This is a genomic window from Pseudochrobactrum sp. sp1633, assembly GCF_030376605.1.
Lineage (GTDB): Bacteria > Pseudomonadota > Alphaproteobacteria > Rhizobiales > Rhizobiaceae > Pseudochrobactrum.
In genome coordinates this window covers 342,580-366,969 of the sequence record NZ_JARRAE010000001.1, presented here as the reverse complement: position 1 = coordinate 366,969, position 24,390 = coordinate 342,580, and the positions used below count along the sequence as shown (strand labels likewise).

Below are 24,390 nucleotides of genomic sequence, written 5' to 3'. Positions count from 1 at the left end.
GTTCTATTTTTATCGACCATATGGATCGCCATAAAAGACCGGACATAAATACCAATTCACAGAACAGGATTAAACCGGCACAGTGCGACTCGCCTGCACTCTTGGCGGGCGATAAATTGGAATTGCAGGAAATCTAAAACGATTTAAAACATGATATTCTCTGCCAAAGAAATCTGTGTTAGCTGCGAAAATTCTTATATCAAGGACAGGAAGCAAGAATCGGGAGTATGGATGTGGCGGACTATATCATTGGCATAGACGGGGGCGGCACCGGTTGCCGTGCTGCAATAGCGGATTGCACCGGCAAAATTCTCGGAACAGGTCAGGCCGGCCCTGCCAATATTATGACGGATATGAACAGCTCTGTCGTCAGCATTCTGGCTGCAACGGATGCTGCGCTCCTCGCTGCTGAATTGCCGGTAAAATCCTATAACCGTATCACCGCCTGCCTTGGCCTTGCCGGCGCAAATGTCTCCGGCGTTGCGGAGCAATTGCAGCAAGCCCTGCCCTTTGCCAGAAGCAGCGTTGTATCTGACGGTATTATCGCTTTGCAGGGCGCTATCGGCGATCAGGACGGCGTTGTGGTTATCCTAGGCACTGGCTCTGTCTACATCTCCCGCCGCAATCATAGTGTCACTATGAAAGGCGGCTGGGGTTTCAAAGTCAGCGATCTTGGCGGCGGCGCACGTCTTGGCCAGAAGCTCCTGGAAGAATCCCTGCTGGCCTATGACGGCATTTATCAGCGCACACCGCTCAGCAATGCACTTTTGGCGCATTTCGACAACGAACCCCATGCTATTGTGCGCTTTGCTCATGATGCGCGCCCGAATGATTTTGGCCGCTTTGCACCAATGGTGTTTGAATATGCCGCGCAGAACGATCCGCTGGCCGAAAAGATCCTCAAGCAATCGGTCGAGACCATTGAAGCCGCACTCGATGTATCCATGAGCGACGACCAGCCGGTGCTATCATTGATCGGCGGCCTCGGCGCTCTTTATGGCCCGCGCCTTTCAGCCCGCTATCAGCAGCGCCTGCGCACGCCTCAGGCAGATGCTCTGACCGGTGCTGTTGCGCTGGCGGCAAAACTGCACAGCGAATTCGCAGTATCCTGATGACCCGTATCAACTGCATCCCGCCGCAGGAGCTGACCGGCCCGCATCTGGTGGCTGAATATCGTGAATTGCCGCGGATTTTTACGCTTGCCCGCGCTGCTATTGAGCGTGGTGAGAAGCCGGATGATCCGCGCAATCCGCGCAGTTACACATTGGGAAAAGGCCATGTACGGTTTTTCTATCCGCGCTTAGGCTTTCTCGTTCAGCGTCAGCAATCTTTGATCGATGAAATGCTGCGTCGCGGCTATCAGCCATCTTACCAGTCAACAGCACATCTTATTGAAGGCGTTCCGGAACAATGGTGCGCAGACTGGCAACCGGATGAAGCGGCGATCACCATCAATAAAGCACGCATTGCCGAGCGGTTGAATAAATCTGATTCAAAAGATTAAAATATTATCATATCTTATTGATAAAAATAAAAAACTCCGCATTTATCATGCGGAGTTTTTTGTGTATTATAAAGCTGAATTCAGCACTCAACCACATTAACCGCAAGCCCGCCGAGGCTGGTTTCCTTATAGCGCTCATTCATATCCACGCCCGTCTGGCGCATGGTTTCAATACAGGCATCCAGCGGCACAAAATGTGTACCGTCGCCCTTCACGGCCAATGATGCACCGGTCACAGCCTTCACCGCGCCCAGCGCATTGCGCTCGATGCAAGGCACTTGAACAAGTCCGGCAATCGGATCACAGGTCATACCCAGATGATGCTCCAGCGCAATCTCGGCTGCGTTTTCAATCTGCTCCGGCGTACCGCCCAGCACTGCCGCAAGCCCTGCCGCCGCCATTGCCGAAGCCGAACCGACCTCACCCTGACAGCCAACCTCAGCACCGGAAATCGACGCATTATGCTTGATGATGCCGCCAACAGCTGAAGAGGTCAGCAGAAAATCACGAATGCCCTTCTGGTCCGCGTCGTCATGGAAGTGCAGATAGTAGCGCATAACAGCAGGCACAACGCCTGCTGCGCCATTGGTCGGCGCAGTCACAACGCGACCACCGGCAGCGTTTTCCTCATTCACCGCCATAGCATAAACAGAAAGCCAGTCATTGGCGAGCAGCGGGTTATGACGATTCTGGCGCCACTCTTCATTCAATCGGTCATGCAATTGCTTGGCGCGGCGGCGTACTTTCAGCCCGCCCGGCATAATGCCTTCCTGTGTCAGCCCGCGCTCAATACAACTGCGCATGGCATCCCAGATTTTGTCCAGCCCCGCGTCCAGCTCTTCACGGCTCATACGGGTTTCTTCATTAGCGCGCTTCATTTCCGCAATAGACAGCCCGCTTGCCGCAGACATTTGCAGCATCTCTTTTGCCGTCGAGAAAGGATAAGGCACATTATCATCGGTCTGCTTCTTGCCGCCGCTCACACGGGTTGCATTCAGCTCTTCCTCGGTCACGATAAAACCGCCACCGATCGAATAATAGACACGGCGCAGTAAAACGCGGTCGTCACGATCCAGCGCTTCAAAGGCCAGACCATTCGCATGACCGGGCAATGCCACTTTGCGATCCATAATCAGATCTGCTTTGGGGTCAAAATCATAGGCCGGATGACCGCTCGGGCGAATTTTATGCTCCGTGTTCACCTTGTCCAGCAGAGCATCCATATTATCCGGATCAATATTCGCCGGCAGAAATCCGCAAAGACCAAGAATAACAGCCCGGTCAGTCGCATGACCAATACCGGTAAATGCCAGAGAGCCATGAAGATAAGCTTTAATCCGCGCAACTTTAGCATTATGCGGACGCGGCCATTCACCGTCTTTAAGCTCTTTGAGAAACTGATGCCCTGCTGTCATCGGCCCCATAGTATGGGAACTCGACGGGCCAATGCCAATTTTAAACAGATCAAAAACCGACAGGAACATAGAAAATACCGTTCTTTCATTTCCAGAGCATGTCTGGCTCAAATAGACTCATTCAGCGTCCGTGAGCGTATGACAAAGTAAAAAATCTAGAGCGAGCGTTACGGGTATTATTATACGCCATACGCTCTAGAAAGTGCAGGCAAATCACTGCCCGCAAACTCCCTCACCTAAGCCCTATATAACCCGTTATGCGGTTCTGTAAAACCGGATCAGATGAGTGTCTCATTTAATATGGGTGCAACATGCGCAGATTGCACCAAAAAGCAGCAGGAAAACGACAATTATTGAAGTGTCCGCCCTGATAAAACCAATGCTGCAATAAAAAATCACCGGGCTTAGAAGCACCGGTGATCTGAACGCTCTGAAATTTCTTTTGAATATCCGTAATTACACGGAGAACAAATAGGTCAACAAAATTACAGTGGCCAATCCAATAACTGCCCAAAGGGTAACTCCCCAGCAGGACTTCTGAACTGTTTCATCCATGGAATATTTTACTCGTTTCCGGTATTTCATTCATGAGAACATGCACCGCAACCATTGCTATGCCTGTTCCTTATTTATAGTGCAGAGCTGATCCGGAAGCAATCTGCAATTGCGACGAAACCGTGACATAGCAGCTATGCAAATTTACCATAATAGATTTTATCATTCATAATCATCAGCTTAACATTAAAACCTAAACCTGCCACATTTACCAATCAGGCGAAATTCTGACAAAAACCACTCAGATAAACCAATATTAATACGCATTACCCCTCTGTTATCTGCACAAAACACGAGTTTTCACGCAGCATCAGTCCGCTTGCCATGCGAACCAAAGTCATTATAGCTAGGCGTGCAAATCCCGCATAATACCATGTGTTGAAAGTCTGCGATGAATTCGGCCAGCACCACACCTCGCGTTGAAACTGCACCTCAAACCGGTTCACGACTGGGGCGGCTGGACATTGCTCGAGGGTTTGCGCTCATCGCTATGGCCATCTATCACTTTGGCTGGGATCTGGAGTTTTTCGGCTATCTCGTCCAAGGCAGCGCAAGTCAGGGCTGGTGGCGGATATTTGCCCGCTGCATCGCTTCAAGTTTTCTGTTTCTGGTTGGTTTCAGCCTTGTGCTCGCCCACAGCCGCGCTATCCGCTGGCGCCCTTTCCTCAAGCGGTTATTGCAGGTCGTTGTTGCGGCTGCTGCAATCACTCTGCTGACATGGTTATTCATGCCGCAGGGCTTCATCTTCTTCGGCATTCTGCATCAGATTGCGCTGGCGAGCCTGCTCGGCTTGTTGTTTCTGCGTATGCCAGTCTGGCTGACTATTCCGCTGGCAGCGCTGGTGATTGCAACGCCGTACTATTTCCGTGCAGAGTTTTTCAATCATCCGGCGCTGTGGTGGGTGGGACTCTCAACCGTCAATCCGGTTTCCAATGATTATGTGCCGCTGTTTCCGTGGTTTGGCGCTGTATTGCTCGGCATGGCTGCCGCACGGCTCATGCAGGCAACCGGTTTGCTGCGCCTGCTGCAAGGCGGCATCAAACCGCAATGGCTGGAACAGGGACTGATCTTCATCGGTCGCCACAGCCTGATCTTCTATCTCGTGCATCAGCCAATTCTGATCGGACTGATGTTTGCTTTCGCCTCTGTTTTTCCGCCATCTCCGGCAATACAGGCTGCAAATTTCACCAATCAGTGCACAGTTCAGTGTAGTGAGGGCAGCGACCCGCAGCTTTGCCGGATATATTGTGGCTGTATGCTGGAAAATATTGAGAGCAACCAGCTCACCAATCTATTGAAAAGCAGCGCCGCAACAGATGAAGAACGCGAAAAACTGAATAACTTCTCAGCGCAATGCATTGCCAAAGCACAAGAGGGGCAGCTTATCTCTGAATAAGCCGCCCCTCGCATGTTGGTTCTGATATCTTTTTATTCAGGTGCGAACGCCGAGTTCAGCCATACGCCCGATGCAGGCTTCTTCCACCTGATCCAGTTCGCTCAAAGTCTCATCAATATCGCGGCGTTTCTGGCGCAGATCTTCGCGCTTTTCCTCAACACGCTTGATGAGTAAACGCAGCTGACCAGCCTCGCCCGGTGGTTCGCGATACATCTGGATAATTTCGTGAATTTCGGCGATCGAAAATCCGAGCCGTTTGCCGCGCATAATCTGCTTCAGCAAATGTCTGTCAGCGGGGCGAAACAAACGTGTCCGACCACGGCGCAAAGGATGTATCAATCCCTCATCTTCATAAAACCGCAGAGTTCGTGTGGAAATCCCAAACTCCCTCGTCAGCTCCGTAATCGAATAATATTCACGCATTCAGTTCACCAATTCGTTTTTATTTTCTTTTGTGACACCGCATTTACGTAAAAGTCAATATTTCATTCGCAATTGCTTGATACACACAGTCGGCATTGTGATCCGGATAAGATTTTTTGACTTTATTATCCCCAAACAATATCGGCTTTGTAATTATCTCTTCATCACACAGCAATGTTCCGCCCCTTCGCGGAAACCATCAAAAATACTATTTAGCATAAAATAAAAATAATTAAGCAATAAACAATCGTAAATCACATAAATAACGCAACTTATAACCGATATTCAACTGCCATCCGCTTTAATGTCGGACTTCTCTTCAGTGTTTAACTGAAAGAGAAGCCAAACCACCAGGTCGCAAGACCAAGAAACGCGAAAAATCCGATCACGTCCGTGACCGTTGTCACAAACACCGCTGAGGCAATAGCAGGATCCGCCCCCAAACGATGCAGAAGCAGCGGAATGAGAATACCGCCGAGTGCAGCCGCCAGCATATTGATAATCATCGCACTGCCGATAATGCCGCCAAGCTGCGCATTATCAAACCAGTAACCCGCTACCACTCCGATCATAATGGCAAACATCATGCCGTTGAGCAGCCCGATCAGCGCCTCACGGCGGATAACGCGCGCCGCATTATGAATATCAATATTACGGGTTGCAATTGCGCGCACAGTCACCGTCATGGTTTGCGTGGCCGCATTACCGCCCATAGAAGCAACAATCGGCATCAGCACAGCCAGTGCAACCATTTGCTGGATTGTGCCGTCGAATAGGCCAATCACCGAGGCTGACAGAAAAGCCGTGAACAGATTGACGAACAGCCACGGCGAACGGGACTTGGCAATGGTCATAAAACTATCGGACAATTCTTCATCGCCCACACCGCCGAGGCGCATAATGTCCTCTTCGGCTTCTTCCTGAATGACATCCACCACATCATCAATCGTCAGCACGCCGACAAGACGCTCATTCTCATCAAGAACAGCAGTAGAAAGCAGATTGTATTGCTCGAAAATCTGTGCGGCTTCTTCCTGATCCATCGTCGCAGGAATAGCGTGCCGCGCTTCAACCATCAGGTCTTCCACACGCACAACGCGCTGCACACGCAACAGGCGGTCAAGATCAATCGTGCCAAGCAGATGAAAAGCCGGATCAATCACAAAAACCTGCGAAAACCGGTCCGGCAGGTCGTTATCCTCGCGCATATAGTCAATGGTCTGGCCAATCGTCCAGAACGGCGGCACAGCGACAAACTCCGTCTGCATACGGCGCCCTGCACTGTCTTCCGGATATTCCAGCGCGCGGCGCAACCGGATACGCTCGGTAAATGGCAGCTTGGCCAGAATCTCATCCTGATCCTGCTGATCCATATCCTCAAGAATATAAACAGCATCATCAGAATCGAGTTCCTGCACCCCCTCAGCAATCAGCGAGTTGGGCATCGCATCCACGATCTCAAGTCGGATCGCTTCATCAACCTCGGTCAGTGCCTCAAAGTCGAATTCATCGCCGAGCAGCTCCACCAGCGACTGGCGCTCACTGCCATCCAGTGCTTCGAGCAGATGGCCCAGCTCTGAAGGGTGAAGATCACGAACTTCATCCTGCAAAACTTCAGCATCGCGCACGTCAAGTGCCTGCTCAATACGTGTAACAAGCGCTTCACTGACAGAACCGTCCTCGTCATACACATCCTCACGGACGTGCTTTTCAGAATCGTAATTTTGGGACGGGTCAGTGTGCTGCATAAGAACCGTTTCAGTAAGAGCTCGGAAAAACCGGAAAAATAATCAATTCAGAGAACAGCCTTTAACAAGGCTGTATATCCGTTTTGTGTCGTATATGTGCTGTAGCGCAATGCACACTGTATAAAAAGCCGCTTTCATAACAGCAAGCAGTTTACTCCGGTCAGGCATCCGAAAAATGCCGTTATCCTGCCGGATATGTCACTTGTGCAACACCGCAGCGATCATACTTCATTGCGCATGGCACGCACACCGACCCGCATGTCCGATCCGGATTTTCTTTAAACAGATCATCATACTTGTCAGGTTGTTTCGGCCTGACTGTGAAATACTCTAGCCGCTGCACCACCCCCGTGCTAAGGCGACAAACAGAAACCACCCAACCGTTTTAAACAGGTTCCCGATGAGAAAAACAGTCATTGCATTGATCGGTATCTGTGGTGTGGTCGCAGTGGCCGCCACCGGCACTTATTTTTATACAATGTCCATAGGCAAACAGTCTCTGAAACAACTGGCGCAAGACGGCGGCTTTTGCAAACAGCAGGATTGCGCCGATGGCATAGACTATGCCAAGTCCTTCCTCTCTACTGAGTTTGGACTGTCGCCGCGTGGTGTGCAATGGTGCATTGGCGTTGATGAAATTGCCAGCCGGAAATTTATTCTCGGCGAGACCGCCAAATCCCTGTTTACTGAACTGTTATACATTCCGTGCAATGAAGATGACAGCACGCCGCAGCAACCGACCGAAGAGGAATAAATGCGCCGTTTTCCTGTATTGCCTGTTCTTGCCTGGCTCATGCTGGCGCTGTTGCTTGCTGTAACCATCAGCCCGATCGGGTTTCGTCCGCACATTCCGGGTTATGTCACTGCCGAGCGTTTTGTGATGCTGCTGGTGATTGGCCTGCTATTCTGTCTGGCCTACCCGAAGCGCTGGGCGACAGTGCTCATCTTGCTGATAAGCGCGGCAGGTTTATTTGAACTGATGCAGCGCCTGACTCCGGACAGACACGGCGAAATTTCAGATTTTATCGTGAAATCCTGCGGCGCTATTGCAGGAGTTACTCTCGGAAAAATTATTCTTTTCTGGAAAAATTCTTTAAAATAATCAAATAGATATTTGAGTTATCTCATAAAATGAAAAAGGCCGGTTCATACCGGCCTTTTCTTTAAGCTATAAAGTCTGCTCCGTTGCTTTTTCAGGCAACAAAGTCGCCCCGTTGCGTTTCATGCAACAAAGTCACCCGTTGCGTTTTACGCAACAAAGTCACTTTGAGTTCCGTGTGCTTCAATGGCCTGTGAAAGGCGCAGCAGCGCATGCACATAAGCGGCAGTGCGCATGGTCACGCCTTTATTCTTGGCAACATTCCAGATCGCACGGCCTTCACGCTCCATAATAGTGCGCAGGCGTGAATGGATTTCTTCCAGCTCCCAGTAATAGCACTGGCGGTTCTGCACCCATTCAAAATAGGAAACGGTCACACCACCGGCATTAGCCAGAATATCCGGCAGAATGGTCACGCCCATCTTTTCCAGAATGGCATCGGCTTCCGGCGTCACAGGGCCATTGGCCAGCTCCACAATCAGCTTGGCTTTGACAGTCCCCGCATTGCGCGCATGGATCATATCTTCCATCGCCGCAGGCACCAGCACATCACAGGCAACACCAACCAGATCTTCGGAAGCCAGCGCCTCGTGCCCGCCATGACCGACAGTTGCCAGTACAGAGCGACCATTCTGTTTCGCATTAATCAGCGCAGCAATATCCAGACCTGATGCGCAATAGACCGCTCCCTCTGAATCAGACACGGCAACAATCTTATGGCCGTCGCTGGTCATGAGTTTGGCCATATGCTGACCGGCATTGCCAAAGCCCTGAATTGTAACATGCAGCTCTTCAGACAGACCAAGATCGGCCGCCAGATGGCGCACGAGGTAGAAGCCGCCACGCGCCGTTGCATCATCACGGCCAAGCGAACCGCCAAGTGCAATCGGCTTACCGGTGATCACCGCAGGCGATGACTGGCCGACAATCTGCGAATATTCGTCAGCCATCCAACCCATGATCATGGAGTTGGTGTAAACATCCGGTGCAGGAATATCGCGATCAGGCCCCAGAATACGGGCAAAAGCCTGAATATAAGCGCGCGAAAGCCGTTCAAGCTCAGCCTTAGAGAGTTTACGCGGATCAACCTGAATAGCGCCCTTGCCGCCGCCATAAGGCAGGTTCATCACCGCGCATTTGAAGGTCATCCAGAAAGCCAGTGTTTCCACTTCTTCGGCCGTTGAATCCGGATGGAAGCGAATGCCGCCCTTTGTCGGGCCGCGTGTATCATCGTAACGGCAACGCCATGCAATAAAGGATTTTCGTGATCCGTCATCCATACGGATCATCAGTCGCACCTTGGTAGTCTCTCGGGCAAATTTCAGTTTTTCAATAACATCCGCGTCAATATCCAGATGGCTGGCGGCTTCATCAAGACGAACAAGTGCATTTTCGAGAGGATTATCCTGCGACATCGAAATTTCCCTTTCTTGCGATTGCAGCATGAAAAATTACATTTTGAATAACTTTTGCTAGCCATTCACGCAATAAAAATATGGCAGCTATACTGACATTATGCAAAATCAGCACAATATCAGACCGCAAGCACATGATTAATGCGACACGCGCTGACGCGGAAATGCATATTAGAAAAATAATTTACCTGCGGCGCATCAGAACGACCGGCATTCAACTTCAACCCTGTTGATTCGCATTCATGTCCCGAATGTCATGGTGTCGGTCACATGATTTTTCTGCATAAAACTGTAAAATTATTACAATGCATAACCATATACCCATATAGATAAATCTTTATGCCATTGTTGAAATTCCATATTCCATAATGCACATTCTGCACGTCGTGGTTCTTTTATGCAGTTACGCAATCCTCCCAAGCGTTTGCCGACTGCACAAAAGCTAAGAGGGAATACGGCGCGGCCGATATGGCGGGTTTTGGCAACTGAAACCGGCATGGTCAAATTCGCAGCTGCCCCGCAACTGTAAACGGCAAGTTTTCTTTCGCCTGTTCTATGAAGACTTTCACCGGACATTTGCCCAAAAGTCTGTGCCTGCAGCACATGCTCAAGGGCAGTCCCTGAAATGACGAAATTTCGGGAAGACCGGAAGCGAATGATGCCCCACATACAAGGAGACCTGCCCGGTACCTTTACCCAATCCGACTGGGTACAGAGCTACGGCTCACACTATGTCCGCCCGCCGCTGATCTATGGTGATGTTTCCCGTCCGGTTGCCATGACCGTCGAATGGGCAAAATTCGCCCAGAGCAAAACCGACAAACCGATGAAAGGCATGCCACCGGCCCTGTCACTATGCTGCAATGATCATTTATGCGCGATGACCTGCCACGTTCCGAAGTCTGTCGCCAGATCTGGGTTAATCCGGATTGCGGTCCGAAAACCCGCGGCTGGGCAGAAACCAAACCGGCTCTGGTTAATCTGGTGGAAGCTGCCCGCCAGCTGCGCGCCGCTGCCTGACAATAAAGACAAGTATCACAAACATGATAAAGGCCGTGAAGCTCCCACTGTCACGACCTTTATTATTATGTGACAAATGCGGATTGAATATTGAAAAACAATAAGATGGAATATTTACCTGATATAATAGGTCAAAAACCGGCATCGCTATGCCTGCACCAAACCTTGTGTAATGGTCTTATGCGCCGTAAAAGCGCGGCAGATAGTGTTTAAATACCGGATAAGGACATGCCTTCTGCAACCCGACGAAGGCATGCAAGGACAAATCCATGACAGCGCCCCTGAATGATGACCAGAAAATGCAAACATCTGACGATGCAATCTATGGTCAGGATGTCCCTTTGATTTCTCGTCTGGTGACGGTTGTTTTTCCGGGAGATACCAATCATCACGGCACATTATTCGGCGGTGCGGGTTTTGCACTGATGGATCGGGTGGCATTCATTGCCGCCACCCGACACGGTCGCGTGCCTTTTGTCACCGCATCCTGCGAGCGCATTGATTATACCGCGCCGGTCAAACTCGGGCAGATTGTGGAGCTGACCGCTAAAGTCATCCGTGTCGGCCGCACTTCGCTTTCGGTTGAAGTGGAAATGGTGGCAGAGAATATGATCGGCGGCGAGCGCGTGCTCTGCACCCGGGGCTTGTTCCATATGGTAGCCAAAACCGAGCTGACACAAAACCGAGCATGGAGCCTGCCATCACTGCCGCAAGCAAGTGCTGCAGAAACGCCTGATGACCAGCCGACGCTGCTGCGTATGTCTGATGTTGTATTTGCCGATCAGGCCAATTCCTATGGCACAATGTTCGGTGGTGAAGCGATGGCACAGATGAGCAAAAGCGCCTTCATTGCCGCAACCCGCTATTGCCGATTGCCAACCGTTCTGGCCTCTTCCCGCAGGATGGATTTCAAGTATCCGGTGCGTGTAGGTTCCATTCTTGAACTGGTGTCCAAAGTTATTAAATCCGGCCGCAGCTCCGTTGTTGTCTCAACCGAACTCTGGTCTGAAGATTTGATGAGCGGTGAACGCCTGATGACCGCCAAAGGTGAGTTCACAATGGTAGCCGTTGATGAAAGCGGCCATCCGGTTCCTGTGCTTGCAGAAGAAGCCGCACACCCTTAACTGCCATCAATTTATGCCGGTAAAGTCTTATAGTGTAAAATTTTGTAATTTTGCCGGCATATCCGACGACGTAACCGCATAATATATTACAAATACAACAACTTATAAAAAACACTTTTATTTAAAGCATATTTTGTATATTTTTCAGAATTATAATATTTCACATTAAAAATCATTCATTTTCAAAATACTTACTGAATTTTATGAAATAAATTTTGAGGCCTCTATGCATCAATTCATTAAACCAATAGCAATATTACTCTTTTTCACGCCTTCTGCTCAGTCACAACCCATCTGGAACGGCAATCATATTCCTGTTGCATCTCAACAGGATGTAAAACCGGAAGTCTTTACAGCGCCGGATTATAAACCCAGCGTCATTCGCCATATTGTATTGTTTCACTACAAACCAGAAGTGAGTGATGCCCAGCGCATGGCAGTATTGCTGCGTTTTCGAAATATGAAACATACGGCACTGCGAAATGGTGAGCCTTATATTGTCTCAATTCATGCAGGCAAGCAGAACAGTTTTGAAAATCTTGGTCAGGGTTTCGATCAGGCATTTATCGTCAAATTCCGCTCCGAAGGCGACCGGAACTATTATGTCGGCACACCCGCCGTGATCGATCCCGCTTTTTACGATCCGGAGCATCAAAAATTCAAGGAATTCGTTGCACCACTATTGGCTGAACGGGGATCACTGGTCTTTGATTTTGTCTCCGACAAATAATATGCTTGCACCCAAAAAGAGGCGGAAGCTTTATGCTCCCGCCTCTTCCCGTGTATAATAGTTTATCCTGTCAGGCTGTACCGGCCAGCGCCTGATTAAGCAGCTTCAACGCGCCGTCTTTTGTCAGCTCAACCGGATTGCCGCCTGCGGTCGGGTCAACAATCGCCATTTCCGCAATCATATCCTTGCGGGCGTCATCCATTTCCAGACCTTTGATAAATTCCGGCAGGCTGTCCGGCACATTCAGCTCTTTGCGCAGCTTCATCACAGCCGCAACGAACCCGTCAAAACCGCCTGTAATGCCCAGATAATCAGCCAGACGATTAATACGGGTTTCAATGGCTGCACGATTAAATGCAAGCACATAAGGCATGAAGACCGCATTGGTCATGCCGTGATGTGTGTCATAAAGCGCACCGATCGGATGCGACAGCGAATGGATAGCGCCAAGCCCCTTCTGGAAAGCCGTTGCACCCATTGCCGCCGCAGCCATCATATTGGCACGCGCTGTAATATCGCGACCATTCGCATAGGCTACCGGCAGGTTTTCAAACACCAGACGGATACCTTCCAGCGCGATACCATCTGCCATCGGATGATAGCCTGGTGCGCAATAGGCCTCCAAGCAATGCGCCAGCGCATCCAGCCCTGTGCCAGCGGTGATGAATGGTGGCATACCAACGGAAAGTTCCGGATCGGCAATCACAGTTACCGGCAGCATTTTCGGATGGAAGATCACTTTTTTGGTATGCGTTGCTTCATTGGTCAGCACACCGGCGCGGCCAACTTCAGAGCCGGTTCCTGCTGTTGTCGGCACTGCAATCACCGGTGCAATCACCGCACTGTCTGCACGCGTCCACCAGTCGCCGATATCTTCAAAATCCCAGACCGGACGTGTCTGCTTGGCCTGAAACGCAATCAGCTTGCCAAGATCAAGCGCAGAACCACCACCAAATGCAATCACGCCGTCATGATCGCCGTCATTATAGACCTTAACACCGGCAGTCAGATTGCTCTCAACCGGATTTGGCTTCACCTCGGTAAAAGTGCCGTATTTTACACCGGCCTCATCCAGCACTGCCAGAGTTGATGCCACAACAGGCAATCTCGCTAGTCCCGGATCGGTGACGAAGAGCGGATTTTTAATGCCCGCTGCCGCCAAAACCGCAGGCAATTCTTTAATACGACCTGCGCCAAATAGCACTGTGGTCGGAAAATTCCATTTCGAGATCAATGTTGTCATTGCATTTGCTTTCACATCAAAATTCAAAGGCAGATCAGATTTTTTCACGCAGATGATAGGATTTCGGACGGGTGAGATTGCCGTAACCGATAGAAGACAGCGAAGCGCCCTTGCCCGTATCTTTAACGCCGGTCCAGACCAGTCCCGGATCGAGATAGTCACAGCGGTTCATAAACACGGTGCCGGTTTCAATCTGATCGGCGATATTAGCCGCACGATCCGTATCCGGTGTCCAGAGCGATGCTGTGAGGCCAAAATTGCTGTCATTCATCAGCGCAACAGCCTCTTCATCGCTGCGCACTTTCATAATGCCTACAATCGGCCCGAAGCTTTCTTCGCGCATCACACTCATCTGGTGATCAACATTGGTCAGCACTTCCGGCGCGATATAAGGCGACCCCGCACGGTCATTCTCAACCTGCATATTGATATGGGCTTTCGCACCCTTACGCAGCGATTCGACCTTTTGCTCTCGGATCAGATCGGCAAAACGGGCATGCGCCATCGGCCCCAGAGTTGAGGATGCATCCAGCGGATTACCCACCACATATTGGCTGGTCAGCTCAGCAAAACCGTCAACAAATTTGTCATAGACCGCCTCATGCACATAGATGCGCTCAATACCGCAGCAGCACTGGCCGGAATTGAAAAATGCACCATCCACGAGATTGGCAACCGCATGATCAACATTGACATCCGGCAGTACATAGGCAGGATCTTTACCGCCAAGCTCCAGCCCGATGCTCATGAAAGTACCCGCAGCAGCCTTTTCAATCGCACGACCACCACCGACTGAACCGGTGAAATTCACATGATCAATCGTGCCGGAAGCCAGCAACGCTTCCGTAGTCGCATGTCCCAGCACCACATTGCTGAACACACCTTTCGGCAGGCCTGCAATTTCAAAAGCCTTGGCAAAGCGCTCACCAGCCAGCAGTGTTTGCGTAGCGTGTTTGAGGATAACTGTATTACCCGCCATAAGCGCGGGAATAATTGTGTTCACTGCTGTCAGATACGGATAGTTCCACGGTGCGATTACCATCACCACGCCAAGCGGCACATGCTTCACATAGCGGCGGAAACCGTCTTTCTCTTCCGGCACCAGAGGCTTAAGCGCCTCTTCCGCTATATTAATCATATATTGGCCGCGCTCCTGCACACCGCCATTTTCCCCGCCATAGCGTACCGGCCGTCCCATTTGCCAGGCAATTTCCGGCACCAGCTCGTCATTCATCGCAGCCAGAGCAGCTAGCGCTGCCGAGCAATATCCTGCGCGTTCAGCAATGGTCAGCGCTGCCCAGCCTGTCTGTGCCTGTCTGGCCGCAGAGACAACAGCCTGCGCCTGCGCAAGATCAAGGCAGGCTCGTTCCGCATAAACAGAGCCATCAATCGGAGAAATCAGTCTCGCCACTTCGCTCATGGCTTCATTCCTTTTACAATTCTTAAATTAGTAGCGCTCGAAACCACGATGTAACTCCCAGTCAGTGACACGGCGGTCATATTCAACCTGTTCCCAATCTGCCGTATGGACATAGTGATTGAGAACTTTCTCGCCCAAAGCCTCTTTCAAAAACTCGGAGTTCTTAAGCGTCGAGATGGCATCGCGCAGCGTGTATGGAATTTCTTGCAGCTTCACCGCCGCATAAGCATCACCGACAAACGGCTCCTCCAGTTCCAGTTTTTCATCAATCCCGCGTAAGCCCGCGGCAATCAGCGCTGCAAAAGCCAGATAAGGGTTGAGATCAGAACCGCCGATACGACATTCTATGCGGATTGCCTTAGTGCCCTCGCCGCAAAGACGGAATCCGGCCGTGCGGTTATCGCGGCTCCATGTGATCTTGGTCGGCGCGAAAGTGCCTGCCTGAAACCGCTTGTAGGAATTGACATAAGGCGCGAGGAAATAGGTGTAATCAGCGGCATATTTCAGCTGTCCGGCTACCCATGAGCGCATTAAAGGCGACATGGTATAAGGCGCATCAGGATCATAAAACAGCGACTTGCTGCCATCCAGACTCCACAGCGAATTATGCACATGGCTGGAGCTTCCGGCCTTTTCATAATCATATTTAGCCATGAAGGTGATGCATTTACCCTGCGCTTCAGCAATTTCCTTCATCGCATTTTTCATAATGACATGGCGGTCGGCCATATCCAGACCTTCCGCATAGCGCACATTCAGTTCCTGCTGTCCGGAACCTGCCTCGCCCTTGGAATTCTCAATCGGAATTCCGGCCTTCGCGAGGTTATTGCGCATGGCGCGCAACACGGTTTCTTCCTTGCTGGTCAGATGGATCATATAATCCTGAATATAGGGCGAGGATGTATCCATCTGCTTCCAGTATTTATCGCGCGCAGATTTATAGGTCTCATCAAAGAGATAGAATTCAAGCTCCGAGGCAAAATAGGCGCGGTAGCCGCGCTCTTTCAACCGAGCAAGCTGTTTTTTAAGCATAGCGCGCGGTGAATGCGCGAGATCTGAATGATCATGATGATCGAGCACATCGCACAGAACCAGAGCAGTTTTTTCAAGCCAGGGCGCAAGCCGCAGCGTAGACATATCCGGTTTGATGACAAAATCGCCATAGCCTTTGTCCCAGCTCGCGGCCTCATATCCGGCAACCGGCTCCATATCAATGTCATCCGCCAGCAAATAGCTGCAGCCATGTGTTTCGTCATAGGCTGACTCGACAAAAAACTGCGCATAGAAACGCTTGCCGACAAGGCGACCCTGCATATCTGTCAGGCAGACGAGCACGGTATCAATCTCATCATTGGCGACCGCTTTTTTCAGCGCGTCAAAAGTCAGGTTTCCGGTCATTTACAACTCCGTGCTTCATCGGCATTTTATTAGAATGGAGTGTCGCCGCCCCTCCGGCGACGACAGTTTTTTGTAAATTTTAATTATGCTCCGTAGCGATACGGTGCTCCTGCCTTACGCATGGTTTCCTGATATTTCTTCAGGATTTCGACCACTTTGGCGCTGCGTTCGCTTTTCGCGGCCACTTCGTCCCAGAACTTCATAGCCTCATCTTCAACCTTGCTCCATTCCGCTTCCGGAATAGTCGTCAGTTCAAGCTTGCCACCGGTGGTGCGGTAATGGGCTTCGCCCCACCAGTACCAATGCTGGCGGTAATAATGAGAGTTATCCATGCTCAGTTTAAACAGCTGCTGCAAATGCGCAGGCACCGCATTCCATTTTTCCGTATTGGCAAAATAAGAACCCGCCCATGCGCCGCTGATATTATTGGTGAGATAATACTTATTAATATCAGCCCAACCGACCGTATAAACTTCGGTCGCACCCGACCAGCACACGCCGTCAAGCTCGCCGGTCTGAATGGCCACTTCAATATCTTCCCAAGGCAGAGTTACAGGCACTACGCCAAATCGGGTAAGGAACTGGCCGCCTGTCGGGAAGGTAAAGACGCGGAGGCCTTTGAGATCTTCCAGCGAGCGGATTGGCTTGGTGGTTGCGAAGTTACACGGATCCCATGAACCGGCGCTGAGCCATGTTACACCCGGAATTTCCTTATAGGCTTCTTCCCAGATTTCATTTAGGCCATACCAGTTAAACAGCACCGGCACATCAAGGCTGTAACGCGAGGCGAACGGGAAATACGCCCCGAAAACCGACACATCCACCGGCGATGCCATTGAGTCATCATCAGACTGCGCCGCGTCAATGGTGCCCGCCTGCACCGCGCGGAACAACTCGCCCTGCGGCACCAGCTGATCGGAGGTAAAAAGCTCGATCACCATCTCGCCATTGGCTGCCTTGTTGAAAGCATCAATGGAAGGTTTGATAACATGTTCGGCCAGAGCCGGCCCTGCATAGGTTTGCAGGCGCCATTTAATCGGGCTCTGTGCTTTCACATAAGGTGTGGCGAGTGCAGTTGCACCAACCGCCCCGACAGTGGTCAATGCAGACTTTTTAAGAAAGTCGCGCTTATTCAGAAATTTGCTGTCACTCATTTGCGTGTCTCCCGTCGCAATGGAGCAGTTTTAGGAAAAATGATAACCGGTTTTCCGTCAAAAACTGCGATAACAAACTACTTCACATTCAGGCTTAGTTCCCTTCACCGCAGTTTTGGCTTTTTGCCTTTTTTGAACTGCGTTATGCACTGCGTACTTAAACTGCGTTTATCAACGTCCCGAATACCAGTTGGGCAGCCACAGAGCGATCTGCGGGAAGATCATCAGAATGATGACCGTCAGCACCATCAGGAAGAAGAACGGAACGATAGATTTATAGATATCGAGCATAGTCACCGTGGACGGTGCCAATGCCCGCATCATAAAGAGATTGTAGCCAAATGGCGGGGTGATATAGGCAATCTGACAGGTGATCGTGTAGAGAATACCGAACCAGATCGCGTTGAATCCGAGGCTTTTGACCAACGGAATATAAAGCGGCGCCACAATAACCAGCATCGCCGTGTCATCCAGAAACATGCCAAGCACAACGAATGACAGCAGCATCAGGATGAGAATTGTCCACGGCGACAAATCAAACGTGCCAATCAGCAATTTTTCAATCGCCTTCACCGCACCAAGCCCGTCATAGACAGACGAAAAGCACAGTGCCGCCAGAATGATCCAGAGAAACATACAAGAGATCATCAGCGAGTTACGGGTTGTTGTTTCCCAAACCGCTTTGGTCATGCGTCCGGTAAACAGTGCTGCCAGTGTTGCCAACAATGCACCAACCACCGAGCTCTCCACCAGACTGGTTATACCGGTCAGGAACAGCCCCATCATCAGGCCGAAAATAATCAGCGGCAGCAGACCGGCGCGCAGCGTTGAAAACTTCTCCGCCCAAGTAATGCTGTCGAGTTCTTCTTTTGGCAAAGTTGGTCCGAGTTCCGGATTAATCCGGCAACGGATATAAATATAGGCTGCAAATAACCCTGCCATCAAAAGACCAGGGCCAATACCGGCAAGCCACAATTGCAGTACCGGCTGACGCGCAATCATCGCATACAGCACCAGAACCACACTCGGCGGGATCAGAATACCAAGCGAGCTGCCCGCCTGAATAACACCGGTCACCATAATCTTGTTATAGCCGCGCTTCAGCAGTTCCGGCAGCGCAACAGTTGCGCCAATGGCCATACCGGCAACGCTCAGACCGTTCATGCAGGAAATGATCACCATCAGCCCGATGGTGCCGAGTGCCAGACCACCACGAATACCGCCGAACCAGACATGGAACATGCGGTAGAGATTACTGGCAATGCCGGATTCCGAGAGCATATAGCCCATGAATACGAAGAACGGCACGGTAATCAGAGGATACCAGTTCAGCACCGCAAAAGTGGCATTGAACGGCATTTCAAACGCGCCATTGCCCCAGAGCAGCAGCGCCGCCAGTGAACCGACAAAGCCGATAACACCAAACACGCGCTGCCCTGTCATCAGCAGCACCATCATTGTGGCAAACATGAAAAGGGTAATAAATTCCGAACTCATACGGCTTGCCCTTCCTGCGGCGCTGCGTCAGGTACATAAGAAGCGGGTTTGATCGGCGTGCCGCGCCAGATCGCAAAATCTTTGATCAGATTGGAAATGCATTGCAGCAAGAGCAGGAAGATGCCGAGCGTCATCAGCGTTTTGATCGGCCAGAGCACCGGCGCCCATGCCGTATAATTGCGCTGATTATAAACATAGGCATAGTTGGTGCTGGATAGCCCGCCCGCAACCATGACAACGAGGTAGAAAATCACGCAGAGAATGGTGATAATATCGGTCAACGCCTTCTTTTTCGGCGTAAAGCGGTCATAAAACAGATCCATGCGGACATGCGCGCCCTGCTGCATCGCATAGGCACCGCCCAGCAAATAATAAGCAGAGAGAATGAACTGCGACATCTCCAGAACCCAGTTCACCGGCACGCCAAGAACGACCCGCGAAAAGGTGGAATAGAGCAGGCATACTGCCATCAAAAAGATGAGATACATCGCGCAGCGCCCGACCCGATAATTCAGCGCATCGACATATTTAACGAAGAGTCTGAGTATTTTCGGCACTTTTTTGTTCCCGTTGTTTCAGGCGTATCATGGCCGGTTTTCCGGCTCTTATGCCTGCATTTACCAGTTACTGGCACCATTTTACCGGTTTTCCTTATCCGTTCTCTGCTCCTCAACAGAATGCGGTTAAGGTCGTCTCTCCTTATGTAATCTCAATTTCCTGTAAGATTGACGACAGACGGGCAGCCCAAAGCGCCTGCCCTTCATCATCTGCAATTTCATTATTCCGGATTTCCACCATTGCGCAGAGATCACCGCGGTTACGCGCATGGCGCTCCACCGTGTAATAAACAAGATCATCTGGCGAATAGGGCTCGTTCACACCAACATTGATGCCGGAACTTTCGCCGTTTTTACGTAAAGCCGCGATCATCCGCGCGCCCAACCTGTCATCTGCATCATGAATGATGCCGATTTCCCACGGCCGCCCGACGCCTTTATAAACCGGCGTATAAGAGTGAATGGTTATCAGACGGCTTTCCTGCCCGCGTTTTTTGCGCGCCTCGATAACCACCTCAATTTTATCGTGAAAGGGTTTGTGAGACAGAGCAATACGCTCCTGTCGCTCCGCTTCTGACAAGTTATGATTGCCCGGAATAACCGTAAACTCGCTGATGGTTGGAATGAGATCGGGCGCAGAAAGCGGTCGGTTGCAATCAATTAGCAAGCGCGACAATCCGGCCTCAACCAATGTGGCATCCAGCGCTTTGCTTATACGCCGCGCAACCTCTGCGGCACCCGGGTCCCATGCAATATGGGCAGCCAAGTCCGCATCGCTTAATCCGAGGCGCGAAAATTTCTCAGGCATATAATTCGTGGCATGTTCACAGATCAGCAAATACGGGCTGCTGCCCTGCTCATTGACAACTGATACAGCCGCCCTGTCTCCATCCGGATTGGCGGCATGCGCATGCAAAACATCACAGGAAGAATCCCGCTTTTCCACCATCCCGTTTCCCCTCAAGCGCCGTAAGTTTTATAAACTTTACGAATGTAACTTATGTTACGTTATTTTTAGTTTTACGCTATTGTGTATCATCTCATACGCATTATGATCTTTTGTCAAATAGTATTTTTAAATTGATTAAAACCATAATCCGAAGCACAGACCGGTCATAAAAAATACCGGCGGGAGCATGAATGAACAACAGTATAGCGGAACTGATAACCGATCGGATTGACACGATGCCGCCCGGTGAGCGCAATGCGGCACAAACGCTGATCGCCAATTATCCGATGCTTGGATTGAAAACTGTTGCGGAGTTTTCCTCACAGGCCGGTGTCAGTTCACCCACTATTCTGCGTTTTATTAACCGGCTGGGTTTTCAGAACTATCCAGATTTTCAGGCGCGGTTACAGGATGAGCTGGCAGCACAATTGCAATCCCCGCATAACCGCAATGAAAATCAGCAAATCCAGCCGGACACCGCCTACCCCGCGGTTGAACACACTTTAGAAAATATCCGTGAGACGTTTCACCATATCAGCGAAAAACAACTGAGTGATATTGTCAGTGCGCTGGTGGCCGCACGCGGTAATATTTATCTCATCGGCGGGCGTTTTACCGATCCGATTGCGCAATATATGGCAGCGCATATGACAGTCATCCGCCCGCATGTTTTCCATCTTTCAGGGCAGGAAAGCGCATGGCGCGACCGGCTGCTGGATATGGGTAAAAAGGATATGCTGATTGTTTTCGATATCCGGCGCTATCAGGAAAGCCTGCTGCATCTGGCGGAAACAGCCAAAAGCCGTGGCGTTGAAATTCTGCTGATCACCGACCAGTGGCTCTCACCGATTGCGCGGTTTGCCCGCCATGTTATCGCAGGGCGAACCGGCGTGCCGTCAGCGTGGGATTCATCGGCAGCTTTGTTTGTGCTCGCTGAAAGCGTTATTCGGGAGATGACAAAGCAGCTGGAGCAAGACAGTGCAGCACGCATTAAAGAACTGGAGAGCCTGCGTCTTAAAAGACAGGCATAACAGCTGTCATATTTCTCCTGTAGAAATTTTATAAAAACTCTTTTCTTTCAACCATGCATTTTTCGATGTAATGGGAGGCAACAGAATATCATCAGGGCGTTGTCGCGGCGTGTGGGAGGCACAAAACGGCTGTCCTGAAATGACACCTCTTAGAGCCAAGTTTCGGTTGAACCGGATCAACGCTCTGGACTTTTGAAATAACGCGTATCGAGCCGAAAACCGCCTCATTCTTTTCGGGATACGCTTTTTAGAAACCGCAAAAGCCAACGGTTTCAGGAAACATAAAATGACAGATTCCTCCCCCGCTCTTGTGCTGGACAGCCCCGTCAGCGTTGCAGCTGATCCGGCAAGCACAACAGTCAATTTCAAACTCGTTCTGCTTGCACTTGCTATGGGTGGCTTTGCCATCGGCACCACTGAATTTGCAGCAATGAGCCTCTTGCCTTATTTCTCCGCAGGACTTGGCATTGATGAGCCGACCGCCGGTCATGTCATCAGCGCCTATGCACTCGGCGTTGTCGTCGGCGCTCCCATTCTGGCGGTGTTTTTTGCCCGTATGTCACGGCGCACGCTGGCTATGGGGCTGATGGCCGTTTTTGCCATTGCCAATGTGCTCAGCGCACTCTCCCCGTCTTATCACTGGATGCTGCTGTTTCGCTTCCTGAGCGGCCTGCCTCACGGCGCCTATTTCGGTGTTGCCGCCTTGATGGCCGCTTCACTTGTGCCGGTCAACCGCCGCGCATGGGCAGTCGGACGTGTTATGCTCGGCCTGTCTATCGCAACTGTTATCGGCGTACCGTTTGCCACATGGCTCGGGCAAAATCTCGGCTGGCGCTGGGGTTTCGGTGTAACCGGTATTCTCGCTACAATCACTTTTTTGATGATTATGGCTTTCGCACCGAAAGATCCGCCGCGTCCGGGCGCCACGCCATTGCGTGAACTGAGCGCTTTGAAAAACCGTCAGGTCTGGCTCACTCTGGGTATTGGCGCTGTTGGTTTCGGTGGTTTATTCGCCGTCTATTCCTATATTGCCTCAACCCTGCTTGAAGTGACCGGCGTTGCTCCGTTCTGGGTTCCTGTTGTTTTAACCGTATTCGGCATGGGCATGACCTGCGGCACGCTGATCGGCTCCTGGGGGGCTGACCGCGCTTTGATGCCAACTGCCGGTATTCTGCTGCTGTCCAATGCAATTTTTCTGGCAATTTTCCCGTTCTTCGTCATGAATGTCTGGATTCTGACTGCCCTTGTTTTCCTCATCGGCTGCACCGGCGGTCTTGGCACCGTTCTGCAAACCCGCCTGATGGATGTAGCTCAGGATGCGCAGACACTGGCTGCGGCGCTCAACCATAGTGCCTTCAATGTCGCCAACGCACTTGGCCCGTGGCTGGCAGGTATGTCCATTGCCGCCGGATATGGCTTTGCTTCTTCCGGTTTTGTCGGCAGCGCTCTGGCTCTGGGCGGTCTCCTCATCTGGGCAATTGCCGTTTGGGATGCCCGCCGCAGCGGCACCTGAGACCATAAGTATAACCAATAAAAAAAGCCGGCAGAACCATTGTTCTGCCGGCTTTCTCTTTAGCTCAGAAGATCTGATTAGTTAGCGACGATTTTGCCATCTTCCCATTTATAGACCACGAAGGTCGGGGAAGTCAGATCGCCGTTTTTGTCATAAGTCAGATTGCCGATAATGGTTTTAGCTTCAAGACCATCATGCAGAGCCTTGGCAACAGCTGCCGGATCATCTGCCTTGCCAACCTTCTCGATACCGTCTTTCAGCACCTGAACAGCAGCATAACCATTCAGTGTGAAGACTTCCGGCGCAATATTCTTGGCTTTCAGCGCTTCAACAGCTTCGGCTGCAGCAGGGTTCTGTGTGGAATCCACAGCATTGGTGAAGAGTGTACCGGCACCGGTTTCACCTGCAATCGCCCAATATTCAGTATTGGACAGGCCTTCGCCACCGATCAGCAGAAGTTTCACGCCCTGATCAGCCAGCTGACGGGACAGAAGACCGGCTTCCGGATGGTAACCACCGAAATACAGCACTTCCACGCCACTGTTTTTGATCTTGCTTACGAGAGCGCTCAGGTCTTTTTCACCAGGGGTCAGGGATTCGTACAGAACCTCTTTTGCACCGGCTTTATTCAGGCTGTCTTTGAAGCTGTCTGCAAGACCCTGCCCATAAGGACCTTTATCATGCAAAACGCCGACCTTTTTATCAGCCAGGTTTTTAGCAACATATTCAGCTGCAACCACAGCCTGCTGGTCATCACGGCCGCAAGTACGGAAAACATTTTCCAGACCACGGTTTGTCAGGCCCGGAGAAGTTGCAGTCGGTGTTACCATCACAACGCCGGCTTCAGCCAGAGCGTCAGAAACAGCCATAGCCGAACCGGAGGTCACAGGACCAACAACAAATTTAACGCCGTCACCGATCAGCTGGTTAGCACCGGAAACGCCCTGCTTTGGATCAGCCGCATCATCAACGAGTTTCAGAACAACTTTCTCACCGAGAATACCGCCATTTTTATTGATGTTTTCAACAGCGGTTTCGGCACCGTTTTTCACCTGAATACCATAGGCAGCCACACTGCCTGTAACCGGCGCAATCAGACCAATGGTGATATCAGCCTGAGCCTGGGAAGCAAACGCAAGCGTTGCAGCAAAGGCCACTCCGGATAATAAAGACAGACGCATTTCTTCCTCCAATACAGT

Annotated in this window: 22 protein-coding genes, 1 pseudogene and 1 riboswitch; of the genes and pseudogenes, 11 read left to right on the top strand and 12 right to left on the bottom strand. The window is 50.9% G+C overall.

What is annotated here, in order from left to right; all coding sequences use genetic code 11:
- Positions 1–233 precede the first annotated feature (233 nt).
- Both P8H26_RS01725 and P8H26_RS01720 read left to right on the top strand, forming a co-directional pair.
- Positions 234–1,112 (top strand): BadF/BadG/BcrA/BcrD ATPase family protein, encoded by an 879-nt coding sequence (locus P8H26_RS01725; RefSeq protein WP_289631123.1) that lies wholly within the window; start codon positions 234–236, stop codon positions 1,110–1,112.
- Entirely contained in the window at positions 1,112–1,504 is a 393-nt protein-coding gene (locus P8H26_RS01720; protein ID WP_289631122.1) for a pyrimidine dimer DNA glycosylase/endonuclease V, read from the top strand. The genes P8H26_RS01725 and P8H26_RS01720 overlap by 1 nt, the downstream gene beginning before the upstream one ends.
- A gap of 80 nt (positions 1,505–1,584) precedes the next feature.
- Here P8H26_RS01720 and P8H26_RS01715 read toward each other — a convergent pair whose 3' ends face one another.
- Positions 1,585–2,988: an L-serine ammonia-lyase gene (locus P8H26_RS01715; protein WP_289631121.1), complete on the bottom strand. Its 1,404-nt coding sequence runs from the start codon at positions 2,986–2,988 to the stop codon at positions 1,585–1,587.
- An 877-nt stretch (positions 2,989–3,865) separates the two neighbouring features.
- On the opposite strand from P8H26_RS01715, the gene P8H26_RS01710 reads away from it, so the two are divergent.
- Positions 3,866–4,870 carry a DUF1624 domain-containing protein gene (locus P8H26_RS01710; RefSeq protein ID WP_289631120.1) on the top strand — a complete coding sequence of 335 codons (1,005 nt, stop codon included), beginning with the start codon at positions 3,866–3,868 and terminating at the stop codon, positions 4,868–4,870.
- Positions 4,871–4,906: 36 nt separating this feature from the next.
- Here P8H26_RS01710 and P8H26_RS01705 read toward each other — a convergent pair whose 3' ends face one another.
- Positions 4,907–5,293 carry a MerR family DNA-binding transcriptional regulator gene (locus tag P8H26_RS01705; RefSeq protein ID WP_289631119.1) on the bottom strand — a complete coding sequence of 129 codons (387 nt, stop codon included), beginning with the start codon at positions 5,291–5,293 and terminating at the stop codon, positions 4,907–4,909.
- 326 nt (positions 5,294–5,619) lie between these two features.
- Positions 5,620–7,041: a magnesium transporter gene (mgtE, locus tag P8H26_RS01700; protein ID WP_289631118.1), complete on the bottom strand. Its 1,422-nt coding sequence runs from the start codon at positions 7,039–7,041 to the stop codon at positions 5,620–5,622.
- 400 nt (positions 7,042–7,441) lie between these two features.
- On the opposite strand from mgtE, the gene P8H26_RS01695 reads away from it, so the two are divergent.
- Both P8H26_RS01695 and P8H26_RS01690 read left to right on the top strand, forming a co-directional pair.
- Positions 7,442–7,795 carry a hypothetical protein gene (locus P8H26_RS01695; RefSeq protein ID WP_289631117.1) on the top strand — a complete coding sequence of 118 codons (354 nt, stop codon included), beginning with the start codon at positions 7,442–7,444 and terminating at the stop codon, positions 7,793–7,795.
- A complete protein-coding gene (locus P8H26_RS01690) occupies positions 7,796–8,143 on the top strand; it encodes a VanZ family protein (protein ID WP_289631116.1) in 348 nt (115 codons plus the stop codon).
- 146 nt (positions 8,144–8,289) lie between these two features.
- Here P8H26_RS01690 and P8H26_RS01685 read toward each other — a convergent pair whose 3' ends face one another.
- Positions 8,290–9,555, bottom strand: a complete 1,266-nt coding sequence (locus tag P8H26_RS01685) for a Glu/Leu/Phe/Val dehydrogenase (RefSeq protein WP_289631115.1) — start codon at positions 9,553–9,555, stop codon at positions 8,290–8,292.
- A gap of 401 nt (positions 9,556–9,956) precedes the next feature.
- Positions 9,957–10,257: riboswitch (cobalamin riboswitch) on the top strand.
- Here P8H26_RS01685 and P8H26_RS18135 point away from each other — a divergent pair.
- The 4 genes and pseudogenes from P8H26_RS18135 to P8H26_RS01670 all read left to right on the top strand — a co-directional run.
- Positions 10,241–10,419, top strand: a pseudogene (locus P8H26_RS18135) (hypothetical protein); the annotation flags it as partial. It overlaps the preceding riboswitch by 17 nt.
- Positions 10,420–10,428: 9 nt before the next feature.
- The gene (locus tag P8H26_RS18130; protein ID WP_374708198.1) at positions 10,429–10,575 is read left to right on the top strand and encodes a hypothetical protein; all 147 of its coding nucleotides are present in this window, start codon (positions 10,429–10,431) and stop codon (positions 10,573–10,575) included.
- A 269-nt stretch (positions 10,576–10,844) separates the two neighbouring features.
- Complete coding sequence (locus P8H26_RS01675; RefSeq protein WP_289631114.1) at positions 10,845–11,699, top strand: acyl-CoA thioesterase; 855 nt, start codon at positions 10,845–10,847, stop codon at positions 11,697–11,699.
- A 226-nt stretch (positions 11,700–11,925) separates the two neighbouring features.
- Positions 11,926–12,429 carry a Dabb family protein gene (locus P8H26_RS01670; protein WP_289631113.1) on the top strand — a complete coding sequence of 168 codons (504 nt, stop codon included), beginning with the start codon at positions 11,926–11,928 and terminating at the stop codon, positions 12,427–12,429.
- A gap of 70 nt (positions 12,430–12,499) precedes the next feature.
- Here P8H26_RS01670 and P8H26_RS01665 read toward each other — a convergent pair whose 3' ends face one another.
- From P8H26_RS01665 to P8H26_RS01635, 7 genes are all read right to left on the bottom strand, one after another.
- Positions 12,500–13,672: an iron-containing alcohol dehydrogenase gene (locus P8H26_RS01665; RefSeq protein ID WP_289631112.1), complete on the bottom strand. Its 1,173-nt coding sequence runs from the start codon at positions 13,670–13,672 to the stop codon at positions 12,500–12,502.
- A 34-nt stretch (positions 13,673–13,706) separates the two neighbouring features.
- The gene (locus P8H26_RS01660) at positions 13,707–15,092 is read right to left on the bottom strand and encodes an aldehyde dehydrogenase family protein (protein WP_289631111.1); all 1,386 of its coding nucleotides are present in this window, start codon (positions 15,090–15,092) and stop codon (positions 13,707–13,709) included.
- Between the two features lie 27 nt (positions 15,093–15,119).
- Positions 15,120–16,490, bottom strand: a complete 1,371-nt coding sequence (locus P8H26_RS01655) for a glutamine synthetase family protein (protein WP_289631110.1) — start codon at positions 16,488–16,490, stop codon at positions 15,120–15,122.
- A gap of 83 nt (positions 16,491–16,573) precedes the next feature.
- Entirely contained in the window at positions 16,574–17,644 is a 1,071-nt protein-coding gene (locus tag P8H26_RS01650; protein ID WP_289631109.1) for a TRAP transporter substrate-binding protein, read from the bottom strand.
- A gap of 171 nt (positions 17,645–17,815) precedes the next feature.
- Entirely contained in the window at positions 17,816–19,141 is a 1,326-nt protein-coding gene (locus tag P8H26_RS01645) for a TRAP transporter large permease subunit (protein ID WP_289631108.1), read from the bottom strand.
- Entirely contained in the window at positions 19,138–19,698 is a 561-nt protein-coding gene (locus tag P8H26_RS01640) for a TRAP transporter small permease subunit (protein WP_289631107.1), read from the bottom strand. Before P8H26_RS01640 ends, P8H26_RS01645 begins: the two co-directional genes overlap by 4 nt.
- A gap of 142 nt (positions 19,699–19,840) precedes the next feature.
- A complete protein-coding gene (locus P8H26_RS01635) occupies positions 19,841–20,647 on the bottom strand; it encodes an N-formylglutamate amidohydrolase (RefSeq protein ID WP_289631106.1) in 807 nt (268 codons plus the stop codon).
- Between the two features lie 191 nt (positions 20,648–20,838).
- Between P8H26_RS01635 and P8H26_RS01630 the strand changes: the two genes are divergently transcribed.
- Both P8H26_RS01630 and P8H26_RS01625 read left to right on the top strand, forming a co-directional pair.
- On the top strand, positions 20,839–21,678 hold the full coding sequence (locus tag P8H26_RS01630) for a MurR/RpiR family transcriptional regulator (protein WP_289631105.1): 840 nt from the start codon (positions 20,839–20,841) through the stop codon (positions 21,676–21,678).
- Between the two features lie 286 nt (positions 21,679–21,964).
- On the top strand, positions 21,965–23,191 hold the full coding sequence (locus P8H26_RS01625) for an MFS transporter (protein ID WP_289631104.1): 1,227 nt from the start codon (positions 21,965–21,967) through the stop codon (positions 23,189–23,191).
- Between the two features lie 77 nt (positions 23,192–23,268).
- Here the strand turns inward: P8H26_RS01625 and P8H26_RS01620 are convergent, their stop codons facing one another.
- On the bottom strand, positions 23,269–24,372 hold the full coding sequence (locus P8H26_RS01620; RefSeq protein WP_289631103.1) for a branched-chain amino acid ABC transporter substrate-binding protein: 1,104 nt from the start codon (positions 24,370–24,372) through the stop codon (positions 23,269–23,271).
- Positions 24,373–24,390 lie beyond the last annotated feature (18 nt).